Consider the following 14,509-nt stretch of genomic DNA (forward strand, 5'->3'; position numbering starts at 1 on the left):
CGTCGCGCGAGGCTTTCTGGATGAAAGCGGAGTGACACATCGATGCGTCGATTTTCGTGATCGTTGCGCTCGCATCTATTTTTTACGGCTGCATCGTAGCCGTATCGAACAGCGTTGCGGCGGACGCACGGTCGGCGGATCGAACTGTTTGCAAGGACGCCTTGCGCTGCACGACAACGCATGCCCGTCGCAGCGTTTGCGCCTTCATCACAACGGCTTCGTCCGACCGGAACAGGGTAGTGAGGTCGATCTGATGTCATGTTGTACGACATCCCATAATTAAAATGCTGCTCGCGGGACCTTTCCGACATCCATTGTCAGGAAAGGCTCAACATCTATAGGTGTAAATGCCTAATTGAAATTCGCCGGGTCATCGCTGATAGTACGTTGTCGTACAACAAGGCGGTGTTCCGACAAGTTGTCGGTTCACCGGCGCACCTGTCAGCCATTAGAAGAACTCCCGTGCTCGATCCAGTCTCTCGCACGCTGGCTCAAGCCAGCGCTGTCGCGGCGCTCCACGCGTCGCAGGGCCGCGCATTCTGGAGTGTCGCCGGGGCACGCGCCTGTGTCGCGGCTCAATGGCCCGCAGCGCTGTAAAGGAAGGTTATGAAGAAGATTGCACTTAGTGGAGCCGGCGGCCAGCTCGGCTCGGTCGTACGGAAAGCGTTGCTCGCGCGCGACATTCCGCTGCGCTCAGCCGCGGGTTCCCGCCCGCTGACACCGCTCGTGGACGGAGAAGATGTGATGCATGGCGACCTGCGCGATCCCGCGGTCGTCGATCGCCTGCTGGAAGGCGTGGATGTGCTCATTCACTTCGCGGGCACGAGCGTGGAACGTCCGCTGCCCGAAATCATTGAAAACAACCTGCGCGGGCTGGTCGAGGTGTACGAAGGCGCCCGTCGGCACGGCGTGCGGCGTGTGGTGTTCGCGAGCTCGAACCACGCGATCGGGATGTACCCGGTCACCGAACATCTCAGCCTCGACTGCGCGTTGCGTCCGGATGGCTTCTACGGCCTGAGCAAGGTGTGGGGCGAATCACTGGCAAGGATGTACTGGGACAAGCACGGCATCGAAAGTGTCTGCGTGCGCATCGGCAGTTGCCTCGAGCGGCCGACCGAGCCGCGGCATCTGAGCACCTGGTTCGGCCACGAGGACCTGATGCATTTTCTCGACCGATGTATCGAGGCCGAGGATGTCGGGTTCACGGTCATCTGGGGCGTCTCGGCCAACAAGCGCAGCTGGTGGGATAACCGTGGCGCCGAACACCTGGGTTACCAGCCGCAGCAGGACGCCGAGGTATACGCCGCGGAAATACTGGCCGCGCCGAACCCGCTCGACGCCCTGGGTCAGCGCTATCAGGGCGGCAGCTTCGTCGGCCTGGATTATTCGCGCGACGACATCGACGCAGACGCGTCGGGCGCTGCTGCCGGTCGGTCGACTTGACCGCGCCGGGCAAGAACCTGCTGGCTTGTCCATCCGCTGGGCGAGCCCGTTGTACGGATGAAGAGCGGCGATGGGGGCCTCGCAGAATGGAACGCTTTGCGGGCGCCACAGAAGGCAAAAAGATTTTTACAGAGGAGTCTAAATGAAAAAAGCAATTGCAACCTCGGCCCTTGGTCTGGTCGCGCTGGGCGCACACGCGCAGAGCAGCGTGACGCTGTACGGGATTGTCGACGCGGGCATCGGGTATCAGAGCAGCCAGACGTCGCTCGGTTCGACAACCGGCGGCCACTCGGTCGTCAAGATGATCAACGGCGTGTGGGCGGGTAGCCGGTTCGGCCTGAAGGGGAGTGAAGATCTGGGCGGCGGCACGAAAACGATCTTCCAGCTCGAAGAGGGCTTTAACAGCGCCAACGGTGCACAGTCGGTCCCGGGCCTCGCGTTCAATCGCCAGGCTTACGTGGGCGTGACCAATTCCTCGTACGGCACACTGACCGCAGGTCGTCAGTACACGTCGTACTACACGTTGCTTTCGCCATACAGCCCGACTACGTGGCTCACTGGCGCCTACGGCGCGCACCCGGGCGATATCGATTCGCTCGATACGCTGTACCGCGCAAACAACTCGGTGGTGTATACGTCGCCGAGCATGTACGGCCTGACGGTGAGCGGGTCTTATTCGATCGGCGGCGTGCCGGGCAGCTTCAATGCCGGCTCGACATGGAGCGCGGCGGCGCAGTACCTGAACGGTCCGGTCGGTATCGCGGCGGGCTTCCAGCGCATCAATAACTCGACGCCTGGCGGCGGTGCGTGGGGCCCTGATTCGACGACATCGAACGCAGGCGCCCAGGCGGCCGTGTCCGGCGTCAACAACGGATATCAGACGGCGCAGGCGCAGCAACGCGTAGCGGTGACGGGTGGTTACGCGTTCACCAAGCAGTGGGACGTCTCGTTCTCGTATTCGAACGTGCAGTACATCCCGGGCACCAACTCGAAGTTCCACGACCAGGCGACCTTCAACACGGGCGGCGCGGTGCTGCACTTCAAGCCGATTACGACGCTGGATCTGGCTGCTGGCTATAGCTACACGCGTGCAACCGAATCGAATGGCATCTCGAGCGCGGCGAGTTATCAGCAGTTCAATCTTTCGCAGTTCTACAGCCTGTCCAAGCGCACCGGGCTGTACGCGCTGGAGGCCTACACGCGTGCGAATGGCCAGACGCTGGGAACGAAGGGCGCGGGCAACATCATCAATGCTACCGCGGTTATCGGCGACGGCCAGAACGGTGCTCCGTCTTCGTCACGCAGCATGTTTGCTGCTGGCGTAGGCATCATTACCAAGTTCTGATCGCGTAGCTGGCTGGCGGCGTCCATGGACGCCGCCACGCATCACATGGCTCGTCCGCTGTAACCCGACGGGCATCTGAAGTCAGTTTCCTGCTGGCTTCAATGGTGTGGGGCGAAGAATTGTCTTCGCCCCACGCTTCCTCCTGATTTGCGCCTCCGCCGACCGTTACGTTGTGCATCGTGTTCAGCGCGACTTCTTTGTTATATGTCGTCGTACATCTAGGCCAACAAGCGAGCTGGTCTGGTTCGGGAAGCCGGTTGTCTCTGCCTGAATATCCTCGAATACGGGCGCGTCAGGTTGCGACGAACATCGGTTATGTTGTAGGATGACCGATATCAAGAGCCTTTATCCAGGAAAAGCAAAATGTCTATTACCGGCGAAATGCTGATTGGCCGCGATGCCGTGCGCGGCGACGAAAAACCTTTGCGTGCGTTTAATCCCGCCACCGGTTCCGAGATCGCCGAGCCGGTCTTCGGCACGGGTACGGTCGCGAATGTGGCGCGCGCGTGCGAACTGGCTCAAAAGGCGTTCGATCCTTACCGCCAGCTGTCGCTCGCAGTGCGTGCCGAGTTTCTCGAACGCATCGCCGACGGCATCACCGCGCTAGGTGACGCACTGATCCAGCGCGCGCACGAAGAGTCGGGCCTGCCGAAAGCGCGCCTCGAAGGCGAGCGTGGCCGCACGACCGGACAGCTCAAGCTGTTTGCGCAAGTCGTACGCGCGGGTCAATGGCTCGCCGCGACGCTTGATTCGCCGCTGCCGGAGCGCAAGCCGTTGCCGCGCTCCGATCTGCGGATGCAGAAAATTCCGCTGGGCCCGGTCGCCGTGTTCGGTGCCAGCAATTTCCCGCTCGCATTTTCGGTGGCGGGTGGCGATACCGCTGCGGCGCTGGCGGCCGGCTGCCCGGTAGTGGTGAAGGCGCATCGCGCGCACCTTGGCACATCGGAGATGGTCGGGCGTGTGATTCAGCGCGTCGCGCAGGAAATGGATTTGCCTGAGGGCGTTTTCTCGATGATCGTCGGCGCCGGGAATTCGGTTGGCGAAGCGCTGGTCGCGCATCCCGCAATCAAGGCGGTGGGCTTCACAGGTTCGCGTGCCGGCGGTACTTCGCTGATGCGGGTCGCGGCTGCCCGTGCTGAACCGATTCCGGTTTACGCCGAGATGAGCAGCATCAATCCGGTTTTCCTGTTGCCAGACGCGCTTTCGGCGCGTGGCGAAAGCATCGCACGCGGCTTTGTCGACTCGCTCGTGCTTGGCGCGGGACAGTTCTGCACCAACCCGGGCCTCGCGATTGCCGTCGATAGCGACGCGCTCAAGGGTTTCGTTGCAACGGCGTCCGAAGCACTGAACCTGAAGCCTGCCCAGACCATGCTCACGGCCGGCATTCATGCTGCGTACGAGCAAGGCGAAGGCAAGCTGGCGGCGATCAAGGGCGTGGAGGCCGTAGCGCACGGCGTCGGCGCCACGGGCCCGACGCAGGCGTGCGCGGCACTGTTCGTGACCGACGCGCAAACGTTCCTGGCAACGCCCGAACTGGAAGACGAAGTCTTCGGCCCCGCGTCGACGATCGTGCGTTGCCGGGACGAGCAGGAAATGCTGGCAGTTGCCGAGCACTTTGCCGGCCAGCTCACGGCCACCGTGCAGATGGACAGCGGCGACCTGACGACGGCGAAAAAGCTGGTTCCGATCCTCGAGCGCAAGGCAGGGCGGATTCTGATCAACGGTTTCCCGACGGGCGTCGAGGTATCGCATGCGATGGTGCATGGCGGCCCGTTCCCGGCCACGTCGGATAGCCGGGTGACGTCGGTCGGTACGACGTCGATCGAGCGCTTCCTGCGTCCGGTGTGCTATCAGGATTTCCCGGCCGGTCTGCTGCCTGAGGCGCTCGCGGATAGCAACCCGCTGGACCTGTGGCGTCGTCGCGATGGCGAAATTACGCGCAGCTAAACGGGTCACCAGGTTAGCTGGATAAAAAAATGGCCGGGAATGTATTCCCGGCCATTTTTCCTTTTAGCGTCCGCTGTTCAATCAGTCGTTCAAATCAGCTGTTCGCTTCAGTTGCTTCGTTGGCGCGCCTCAGCCGCTCGCGGCTGTTGGACAGGTGCATGCGCATGGCTGCGCGCGCGCCTTCCGCGTCGTGCCGCGTGATGGCTTCAAGGATGCTTTCGTGCTCGAGGTTCACGAGCGACAGGTAAGCGTCCGGTTCTGCGCGCGCGATTCCTGCCGAATCGAGCCGGTTCCGCGGAATGAGCGCGCTGCCCATCTGCGTGAGGATGTCGACGAAGTACCGGTTGCCGGTCGCGCGCGCCACCGAGATATGGAACTGGAGATCCGCGTCGACACTGTCGCACCCGTTGTGGCGCGTCGCTTCTATCGCATCGAGCGCTGTGCGCATGTGCGCGAGGTCGTCAGGCGTCGCCCGTTGAGCCGCGAGACCCGCGCATTCCGTTTCGAGGCTGATACGCAGTTCAAGTATCGACAGCACGTCGCGCAGGGTGGTGGCCGGCACCATATCGATACCCAGCTTCTCGCGCGGCGGCTCCAGTACGAAGCTGCCGATGCCGTGCCGTGTCTCGATGATCTTGCCCGCCTGCAGGCGCGAAATGGCCTCACGAATGACGGTGCGGCTCACGCTCAGGGTGACCATCAGTTGCGATTCGGTCGGCAGCTTGTCGCCGGGCTTCAGCGCGTTGGACGCAATCTGCCCGGTGACGTAATTGACGACAAACTCGGCGAGATTGCGGGCGCGTCGTGGCGGTGCCGCGGAAGCCAGTGGTGTTGCCATCGGAAACGCCCTCGAATCAAATAATTGCAGTTATATGCTGCAATTGATTATACCGTCGTCTGACGACTGTTCATACAAGCGGGCGATCATTTCCAGCATCGCCGCGTGGCACGACATTCAGGTGCCGTTCGGGGCGCCGAACGGGGCCGCCCCGCCTGTTTTTCCCGATAGTCGCGGAGGTACGATAACTGCGCGACCGATTACCGCTGGCGCAGTTCGACCCGTTTGATGTCTTTCACGATCACGAGGTAACTGAACACGGTGAGCAAGGCATTCAGCCCCACGAAAACCAGCGCGCCATTGAACGATCCCGTCTTCGCAACGAGATAGCCGATCACGATCGGTGTCACGATGCCGGCCACGTTGCCGAACATGTTGAAGATGCCGCCCGAAAGACCGAGCGCCTCCTTCGGCGACGTATCCGCGACGACAGCCCAGCCAAGTGCTCCGAGACCTTTGCCGAAGAACGCAAGCGACATGAGCGCGACGACGACCCAGTCCGTCGTGACGTAGTTGCAGCCGATGATGCAGACCGACAGCAGCATGCCGCCGACAATCGGCGCCTTGCGCGCAAGCGTCAGCGAATGGCCGCGCCGGATCATGGAATCGGACAGGAAGCCGCCGAGTACGCCACCCGAGAATCCACAGATAGCGGGCAGCGATGCCACCAGACCTGCCTGCAGAATCGTCATGCCGCGCGCCTGCACGAGATAGATCGGAAACCAGGTCAGGAAGAAGTAGGTCAGCACGTTAATGCAGTACTGGGCGAGATAGACGCCGAGCAGCATGCGATTGGTCAGCAACTGGCGCACAAGGAACCAGCCCCCGGCACTCGCGATGTCCTGGGTTTGGGCTTTCCTGTGCCCGTTCACCACGCCGCCGCCCTGCTCGATGTGGTCCAGTTCCGCGCGCGAGACGCGTGGGTGGTCGGCGGGGTTCTTCATCACCTTCAGCCAGGTGAGGGCAAGCAGAAGCCCGGCCACGCCCATCACGACGTAGACCGCGTGCCAGCCGAATGCATGCGTGAGCCACGCCATCAGCGGCGTGAAAATAACCGCCGCGAAGTATTGGGCCGAATTGAAAATGGCCGACGCCGCGCCGCGCTCGGTCGTCGGGAACCAGCTGGCAACGACCTTGGCGTTGGCCGGAAACGCCGGCGATTCCGCAGCGCCCATCGCGAAGCGCAACACAAACAGCGCCGTGACGGCAGCCGCGGCGCTTCCCAGCAAACCGATCGAGCTTTGCAACAGCGTAAACAGCGACCACAGGAAGATACTCGCCGCGTAGACGCGCCGCGCGCCGAACCGGTCGAGCAGCCAGCCGGCCGGCAGTTGCGACAGAACGTATGCCCAGCTGAATGCGGAGAAGATGTATCCCATCCTGATCGCATCGAAGCCGAACTCGGTACGCATCGCCGACCCGGTCACCGAGAGCGTGGCCCGGTCCGCGTAATTGAACGTCGTGATAAGAAAGATCAACAACAGAATCGCATAGCGGACTTTCGTGCGTTTCGCGACGTGAGCGGAGCTCGCGGTGCGGCTCATTTCCATGATCGTCTCCTGAATTTTCAGGCGGGGGTAGAGGCTCCCCAGCTTCGATGCCGTGGCAACCGGCAGTGGCCCGGCACTTCCTGCAATGCGGTGCGCCGTGACGTGACCGGGCACTTAAAAAGACGCCCGGCGACGCTCGCGTCCCGGGCGTTCCAGTCTGCGCCCCGGGGTGCGCATACGCGCGCCCGGCGGCGAGGCGCTTACTGTGCGCCGAGCTTCTTGATGAGCGCGTCGAGCTGGCTCATTTCGTCGTCGGTCAGGTCGGTCAGCGGGGCGCGCACGGGACCTGCGCTATGGCCCACCAGCTTCGCGCCGGCCTTCACGATGCTGACCGCGTAACCCGCGCGGCGGTTGCGGATCGCCAGATACGGCAGGAAGAATTCGTCGATCAGCTTGCCCACCGTTGCGTGGTCGTCAGCGGCAATCGCGCGGTAGAAGTTCATCGCCGTCTTCGGGATGAAGTTGAACACCGCCGACGAATACACCGGTACGCCCAGCGCCTTGTACGCTGCGGCATAGACTTCCGCGGTCGGCAGGCCGCCCAGATACGAGAAGCGGTCGCCCAGACGGCGACGGATCGTCACCATGTTTTCGATCTCGCCCACACCGTCCTTGAAGCCGATCAGGTTGGGGCAGCGGTCGGCCAGACGCTCCAGCATGTCGGCGTTCAGCTTCGAATTCGCGCGGTTATAGATGATCACGCCCATGTTCGGCACGGACTTGCAGACCTCTTCGGCGTGCGCGGCGATGCCTTCCTGGCACGCTTCGGTCAGGTAGTGGGGCATCAGCAGGATGCCGTTCGCGCCGTGACGCTCCGCTTCCTGTGCGTACGCAATCGCAACACGCGTCGGGCCGCCGGCACCGGCGAGGATCGGCACCTTGCCCTTGCAGACTTCCGTGGCCGTACGGACGACGTTCGAATAGTCGTTGTGTGTCAGCGAAAAGAATTCGCCCGTGCCGCCGGCGACGAACAGCGCCGAAGCGCCGTACGGAGCGAGCCATTCGAGGCGCTCGGCATAGGTGTCGGCGCGAAACTCGCGTTGTTCGTCAAAGTCGGTAACGGGGAAGGACAAAAGGCCTTGCGAAACGATCTGCTTCAGTTCCTGCGGTGTTGTCATGGTGAATATCCTGGGCTTCAGTTCGGGTACAGAGAGTTCTTATACGTCATCGTACAACAACAAATCGGGCACTTCAACTGTGATTTGGCGGCATAATGAAGGGTATAGGGTTTATACGGAACACCCCGTCAGCATCGTATGTTGTAGGATGACGTATGAATTGTTGGTGTAGCAGGCGCGAAAGGCGCCATAAGGATCGATGCAATGGAACTGTCTCCGCTCTACATTCGCGTTCACCCCAATGACAACGTCGCGATCGTCGTCAACGACGGCGGCCTGGGTGAGGGCGCAGTATTTCCCGATGGCCTTGTGCTGCGCGAGCGCGTGCCACAAGGACACAAGGTCGCGCTTGCCGATCTTTCGGAAGGCGACGAAGTGATTCGCTATAACGTGGTGATCGGCTATGCACTCAAGTCCCTGCCGAAGGGAAGCTGGATCAACGAACACGTGATCCGGATGCCGAGCCCGCCCGGACTCGAAGATCTGCCGATCGCGACCATCAAGGCGCCGGACATGCCGCCGCTCGAGGGCTACACGTTCGAGGGCTACCGCAACGCTGACGGCTCGGTCGGCTCACGCAACATTCTCGCCATCACCACGACCGTTCAGTGCGTGGCCGACGTGGTTCAGCACGCGGTGACGCGAATCAAGGCCGAGCTGCTGCCGAAGTATCCCAACGTCGACGATGTCGTCGGCCTTGGGCACACCTATGGTTGCGGCGTGGCAATCGATGCCCCCGACGCGTTGGTGCCGATCCGTACTGTGCGCAACATCAGCCTGAATCCGAATTTCGGCGGCGAGGTGATGATGGTCAGCCTCGGCTGCGAGAAGCTGCAGCCAGAGCGCCTGATGCCGCCGGGCACGATTCCCATTGCCGCGGCCGCCAACGTTGCGGAAGTCGCCGACATCGGCGACCTCGAGTCGGACTCGAATGGCGATGTCGTCGTGCTTCAGGACGACGCACACGTTGGCTTCCAGTCGATGATCGACTCGATCATGAAAACGGCCGAAGGCCATCTGAAGCGGCTGAACAATCGCCGCCGCGAGACATGCCCGGCATCCGACCTGGTGATCGGCGTGCAATGCGGTGGCAGCGACGCATTCTCGGGGCTGACGGCCAACCCTGCGGTTGGCTTCGCGACCGACCTGCTGGTGCGCGCCGGTGCGACGGTCATGTTCTCCGAGGTCACCGAAGTGCGCGACGGTGTCGACCAGTTGACGGCACGCGCGGCAAACGCCGACGTGGCGGCGGCGATCATCCGCGAGATGCAGTGGTACGACGATTATCTGAAGCGCGGCGGCGCCGACCGTAGCGCCAACACGACGCCGGGCAACAAGAAGGGCGGCCTGTCGAACATCGTTGAAAAGGCGATGGGTTCGATTATCAAGTCGGGCAACTCGGCCATCTCGGGCGTGTTATCGCCGGGCGAAAAGGTCAAGCAGAAAGGCCTGATCTACGCGGCGACGCCGGCTAGCGATTTCATCTGCGGCACGCTGCAACTGGCCGCGGGCATCAACCTTCACGTGTTCACGACCGGCCGCGGCACGCCGTACAGCCTCGCGGAAGTGCCGGTGATCAAGGTCGCGACGCGCTCGGATCTCGCACGCCGCTGGCATGACCTGATGGACATCAACGCCGGCACCATTGCAACCGGCGCCGCGACCATCGAAGACGTGGGTTGGGAGTTGTTCCGCCTGATGCTCGACGTGGCAAGCGGGCGCAAGCAAACCTGCGCGGAGAAGCTTGGGCTTCACAACGCGTTGACGCTGTTCAATCCGGCGCCGGTGACCTGAGCGTGGTGCCGGTCAGTCGTTAATCAAAAATAACCCGTCCAGAAACCCAGCTACGAGTTCATGACTAAAAAAACAATCCTGAGCGCTATCGCCGGCGCGCTGATCGGCGTCACCGTTTCTGGCGCCAGCCACGCTGCAACTTACGCGTATGTATCGAACGCCGATAGCGAAGATATTTCGGTGTTCAGTCTCAACCGGTCGACCGGGGCGCTCGACGCAGTTGAGACGGTTCACGTCGGCGGGACCGCAATGCCGATGGCAGTCTCTCCGGATCACCACCGCCTGTACGTCGGTCTGCGGTCGAAGCCGTACCGGGTGGTGAGCTTCGCGATCAACCCGATCGATGGCCGCCTGATTCAGCTGGGCACTTCGCCGCTGGCCGAAAGCATGGCGTATCTGTCCACTGACGCAACGGGCCGCTATCTGTTTTCTGCTTCGTACGGCGGCAATCTTCTGGCGGTCAACCCCATCGCTGCCGATGGCGTGGCGGGCGAGGTCCAGCAGACTGTCAGCACTGGGCCGATGGCCCATGCCATCCGCAATGCGCCGGATAACCGCTATGTGTTCGCGTCCGTGCTCGGTTCCGATGCGTGGCTGCGCCTGAAGTTCGACGCATCGAACGGTCATCTGACGCCGGATGCCGCGCCCGCGTACGCGCTGCCGGAAAAATCAGGCCCGCGCCACTTCGTATTCTCGGCGGACCATCGCTTTACTTACCTGATCGATGAACTTGACGGCAAGCTTCATGTGCTTGCCTTCGACGGTACCCGCGACACCGTCAAGCCGATTCAGACCGTCTCGATTCTGCCGCCTGATTTCAAGGGCGACAAACCGTGGGGCGCGGATCTCCATCTGACACCGGATGGCCGCTTCCTGTATGCATCGGAGCGCACGTCGAGCACGCTGGCGGCTTATCGCGTCGATCCGGCGTCGGGCAAGCTCACGCGTATCGGCACGTATCCGACGGAGAAGCAGCCGCGCGGATTCAATATCGATCCGTCGGGCAACTATCTGCTTGCAGTGGGGCAGTTATCGACAAAGATGAGCGCGTATCGCATCGACCGGAAAACGGGTGCGTTGCTTGCGCCTGGGCAGTATCCGGTGGGTAAGAACCCGAACTGGATCGAGTTCGTGGAGTTCGACGGCTCGAACTAACCTGATCGTCGTGTCACGCTGACGCATTCGCGCGTATCTGGCATTCGCGCGAATGCGGCACAGATGGGTGTTTCAAAGCATGTCGAATGGCCCGTGCGGTAGACGCACGGGCCATTTTTTTGGTGTGCGAAATATCCAGGCATCGCGATGCTGCAGCTACACGATTAAATCGTGTTCCAGCGCATGAAGTCACCCAATTTTCGCTCAAGTCGTCGGCTGGAAATGCCGTTAAAACGTCAACGTACAACTTCGGGTTGAAAAGCGGCATGCGCAACATATCGGTTCAAAACAGCCTCCTCGGTGTCTTTCTGGTCTTCGCGACAATGATCGTGATCGGTGGCGTGGTCGGCGTCACGACGCTTAGCCGCGCAAACGCCAACCTGGAGCGCATTCATCGAATTGCGACGCAGGAAATACTCGTGAACGATGGATACAAGGATTCCACCCGTACGCGTGCCGCGTTGACGCGGGCCTACTCAGCGCTGAAAGAACGCAATGACCAGACGACGCGCGATTCGGCGCTGAAAAGCGCGGCGACGACGTTCCAGCGCGCAGCCGACGAAACGGAATCATTCCGGAACGCGGCGGCGTTTCGCGGTCTGGACGACGAGTTGAAGCAACAGCTGGTCGCATCGTCCGCGCGTCTCGCGACGATCCTGAGCCAGGCCATCGACGCGTTGCGCGCGGGCGATACCAACGCCTATGTGCAGATCAACGACCGGGATATCACGGCAGCAGGCCAGGCATACACCGCGAACGTCGAGAAATTCCAGACTCTGGCGAATAACCTGTCCAACGACGCCGTCGCGCAGGTCGACAGGGAATATGTGTGGGTTGTCAGCATGGTCATTGTCGGCGTCTGCGGTGCGCTGGTGCTGATCGTGGTCGCGCACTTCGCCTTGCGGCGTGTTGTTACCGTACCGTTGAAGGACGCGGCCACGTTGCTCGATCAGATTGCGAAAAACGATCTGACGGCTCGCATTCCCGAGGCCGGGAACAACGAGATCGGTCAGCTCTTTGCTGCAATGCGCCGGATGCAGCGCGGTCTGTCGCTGACCGTGGCGAACGTGCGGAGCAGTTGCGAAGCGATTTACAGCGGGGCGCGGGAGATTGCCGCGGGCAACCAGGATTTGTCGAGTCGCACTGAGCAGCAGTCCGCTGCGCTGGAAGAGACCGCCGCCAGCATGGAAGAGCTGACGTCCACGGTGAAGCAGAACGCCGACAATGCACAGCAGGCGAGCCAGCAGGCCGCGAGCGCGGCGCAGGTGGCGCAGGATGGCGAAGGCGTGGTGGATCGCGCAATCCAGACGATGACTGCGATCACGGAGAGCTCGCGCAAGATCGCGGAGATCACCGGCATGATCGACAGCATTGCTTTCCAGACCAACATCCTCGCGCTCAATGCAGCGGTCGAAGCGGCGAGGGCGGGGGAGCAGGGCCGCGGTTTCGCCGTGGTCGCGAGCGAGGTTCGCAGTCTCGCGCTGCGAAGCGCGGATGCTGCAAGGGAAATCAAAACCCTGATTGGCGCGTCCGTGCAGGACGTCGAGAACGGCAATACGCTTGTGACGCGAGCGGGACAATCGATGCGGGACATCGTCGGCGCCGTGCGGAGCGTCGCGGTCATCATGAACGAGATCAAGTCGGCGACGATCGAGCAAGGCACGGGCATCGAACAGGTCGGCCAGGCCGTGAGCCAGATGGACCAGGTCACGCAGCAGAATGCCGCCCTTGTCGAAGAGGCGGCCGCTGCGGCGAACGCACTTGAGCATCAGGCGCAATCCATGACCGAAGCAGTCGCGGAGTTCCGCCTGACACAGGCATCTACCTTGTAATCGTGATGGGCTGAAGCTGGCCCGGATTAATCGATCCCGTGAAAGACGGCGTCGTCCGGTCCGAGATATACCGGCGGACGCCACGCGGCATCACGCATCGAATGCTGCACGAGCTTCTCGACGCCCAGTAGTATCGCGAAAATCGCCATCCGCACGGGAATGCCGTTGTCCGTCTGACGGAAGATCGCGAGCCGCGAGTCGTGATTCAGGTCGACGCTCAGGTCGTTCGCGCCCGGCCGGCTATCGCGCGGCAACGGATGCATGATCAGCGTATCGATGCCGCACACCGTGTCGACCAGCGCCTGATTGATCTGGAAATCCGGCGTGTAGCCTTCGAACGATTCGTCGGTAAAGCGCTCCTTCTGGATGCGCGTTGCGTAGACGACGTCCGCGCCGCGCAGGCCGGCGGTCAGATCATGGGTCTGCTCGATGACGTGTCCGTTGCGCGAGATCTGCTCGACGATATACGTCGGCATTTCGAGCATCGGCGGCGAGACGAGCGTGAACTTGATGCCGCGATAGAGCGCAAGCAGCTTCACGAGCGAGTGCACAGTGCGTCCGTATTTCAGGTCGCCGACGAGCGCGATATGCGCGCCGTCGACAATCTTGCCGAGCCGCGAGAACTCACGCTGGATCGTGTACAGATCGAGCAGCGCCTGGCTCGGATGCTCGCCGGGGCCGTCGCCGCCATTGATCACCGGAATGTTGGTGGCACGCGCGAATTCGGCCACGGAGCCCTGCTCCGGATGGCGGATCACCAGCGCGTCGACGTAGCCGCTCATCACGCGGCTCGTGTCGTAGATCGATTCGCCCTTGGCCATCGACGAAAACGTGAAACCCGTCGTATCGCACACCGAGCCGCCGAGCCGGCAGAATGCGGCGCCGAAGCTCACGCGGGTCCGCGTGCTGGCTTCGAAGAACAGGTTGCCGAGCACCGCACCTTCGAGCACGCGTGAGATTTTCCGGCGGCGTGCGATGGGTTGCATGATGTCGGCCACGCGGAACAGCGCTTCGACCGAGTCGCGTGAGAACTGGTCGACGGATAGCAGCTGCGGCCGGCCTTCGAACAGCATCTGACTCGCTAGCGACTGCGAATCTACGCTTTGCGTATAGCCTTCATTGGGCACGCCGTTAACGACGATTTCCGACACAAAACGCTCGACGATCTCCGGCATGGCGCGCGATTCCTGCGAATCGTCCGGCAGCAGCCACGTATCGAGCGCCCGACGCGATACGCCGATGCGGCTCGCGAAGGTCTCGCGGGTCATGTTCATGCGACGCATCGCGTCGCGCAGGAAGGCTTGCTGAGGAACGCTCATGCGGGTCACCCGTCGGTGGTGGTTGAGGTTGGTTATATACGCTGTGCGTATATTAATTCGACGGTGAGAGAAGTCAAGAAATTTTGCGACAAACCGCCGCTGCCCCGCGCCGATGGCGGGCCCGCCCGAAGAAGGGCGCGCGATCTGGCATTCGTTTGCCCGGCTCGT

General features: G+C 62.0%; 10 protein-coding genes. 6 read left to right on the forward strand and 4 right to left on the reverse strand.

All coding sequences use genetic code 11. The features are described from left to right. Nucleotides 1-606: 606 nt before the first annotated feature. The 3 genes from P3T16_RS04375 (at nt 607) to P3T16_RS04385 (ending at nt 4,735) form a co-directional block, all read left to right on the forward strand. Entirely contained in the window at nt 607-1,443 is an 837-nt protein-coding gene (locus P3T16_RS04375) for an NAD-dependent epimerase/dehydratase family protein (RefSeq protein ID WP_429341304.1), read from the forward strand. 142 nt (nt 1,444-1,585) lie between these two features. Then, nucleotides 1,586-2,788 (forward strand): porin, encoded by a 1,203-nt coding sequence (locus P3T16_RS04380; RefSeq protein WP_429341305.1) that lies wholly within the window; start codon nt 1,586-1,588, stop codon nt 2,786-2,788. A gap of 363 nt (nt 2,789-3,151) precedes the next feature. Further along, on the forward strand, nt 3,152-4,735 hold the full coding sequence (locus tag P3T16_RS04385) for an aldehyde dehydrogenase (NADP(+)) (RefSeq protein WP_429341306.1): 1,584 nt from the start codon (nt 3,152-3,154) through the stop codon (nt 4,733-4,735). A 94-nt stretch (nt 4,736-4,829) separates the two neighbouring features. On the opposite strand, the gene P3T16_RS04390 is transcribed toward P3T16_RS04385, so the two are convergent. The 3 genes from P3T16_RS04390 to kdgD form a co-directional block, all read right to left on the reverse strand. Further along, complete coding sequence (locus P3T16_RS04390) at nt 4,830-5,573, reverse strand: FadR/GntR family transcriptional regulator (RefSeq protein ID WP_429254386.1); 744 nt, start codon at nt 5,571-5,573, stop codon at nt 4,830-4,832. A gap of 200 nt (nt 5,574-5,773) precedes the next feature. Beyond that, nucleotides 5,774-7,123, reverse strand: coding sequence for an MFS transporter (locus tag P3T16_RS04395; protein WP_429341307.1), 1,350 nt, complete (start codon nt 7,121-7,123; stop codon nt 5,774-5,776). A 200-nt stretch (nt 7,124-7,323) separates the two neighbouring features. Continuing rightward, nucleotides 7,324-8,241 (reverse strand): 5-dehydro-4-deoxyglucarate dehydratase, encoded by a 918-nt coding sequence (gene kdgD, locus P3T16_RS04400; protein WP_429341308.1) that lies wholly within the window; start codon nt 8,239-8,241, stop codon nt 7,324-7,326. 204 nt (nt 8,242-8,445) lie between these two features. On the opposite strand from kdgD, the gene garD reads away from it, so the two are divergent. From garD to P3T16_RS04415, 3 genes are all read left to right on the forward strand, one after another. Then, a complete protein-coding gene (gene garD / locus P3T16_RS04405) occupies nt 8,446-10,035 on the forward strand; it encodes a galactarate dehydratase (protein WP_429341309.1) in 1,590 nt (529 codons plus the stop codon). Nucleotides 10,036-10,095: 60 nt separating this feature from the next. Continuing rightward, a complete protein-coding gene (locus P3T16_RS04410) occupies nt 10,096-11,190 on the forward strand; it encodes a lactonase family protein (protein ID WP_429341310.1) in 1,095 nt (364 codons plus the stop codon). 266 nt (nt 11,191-11,456) lie between these two features. Beyond that, nucleotides 11,457-13,022 carry a methyl-accepting chemotaxis protein gene (locus tag P3T16_RS04415; RefSeq protein WP_429341311.1) on the forward strand — a complete coding sequence of 522 codons (1,566 nt, stop codon included), beginning with the start codon at nt 11,457-11,459 and terminating at the stop codon, nt 13,020-13,022. 26 nt (nt 13,023-13,048) lie between these two features. On the opposite strand, the gene P3T16_RS04420 is transcribed toward P3T16_RS04415, so the two are convergent. Then, nucleotides 13,049-14,341 carry an aspartate carbamoyltransferase gene (locus P3T16_RS04420; protein WP_429341312.1) on the reverse strand — a complete coding sequence of 431 codons (1,293 nt, stop codon included), beginning with the start codon at nt 14,339-14,341 and terminating at the stop codon, nt 13,049-13,051. Nucleotides 14,342-14,509 lie beyond the last annotated feature (168 nt).

The organism is Paraburkholderia sp. GAS42 (assembly GCF_050436565.1).
Lineage (GTDB): Bacteria > Pseudomonadota > Gammaproteobacteria > Burkholderiales > Burkholderiaceae > Paraburkholderia.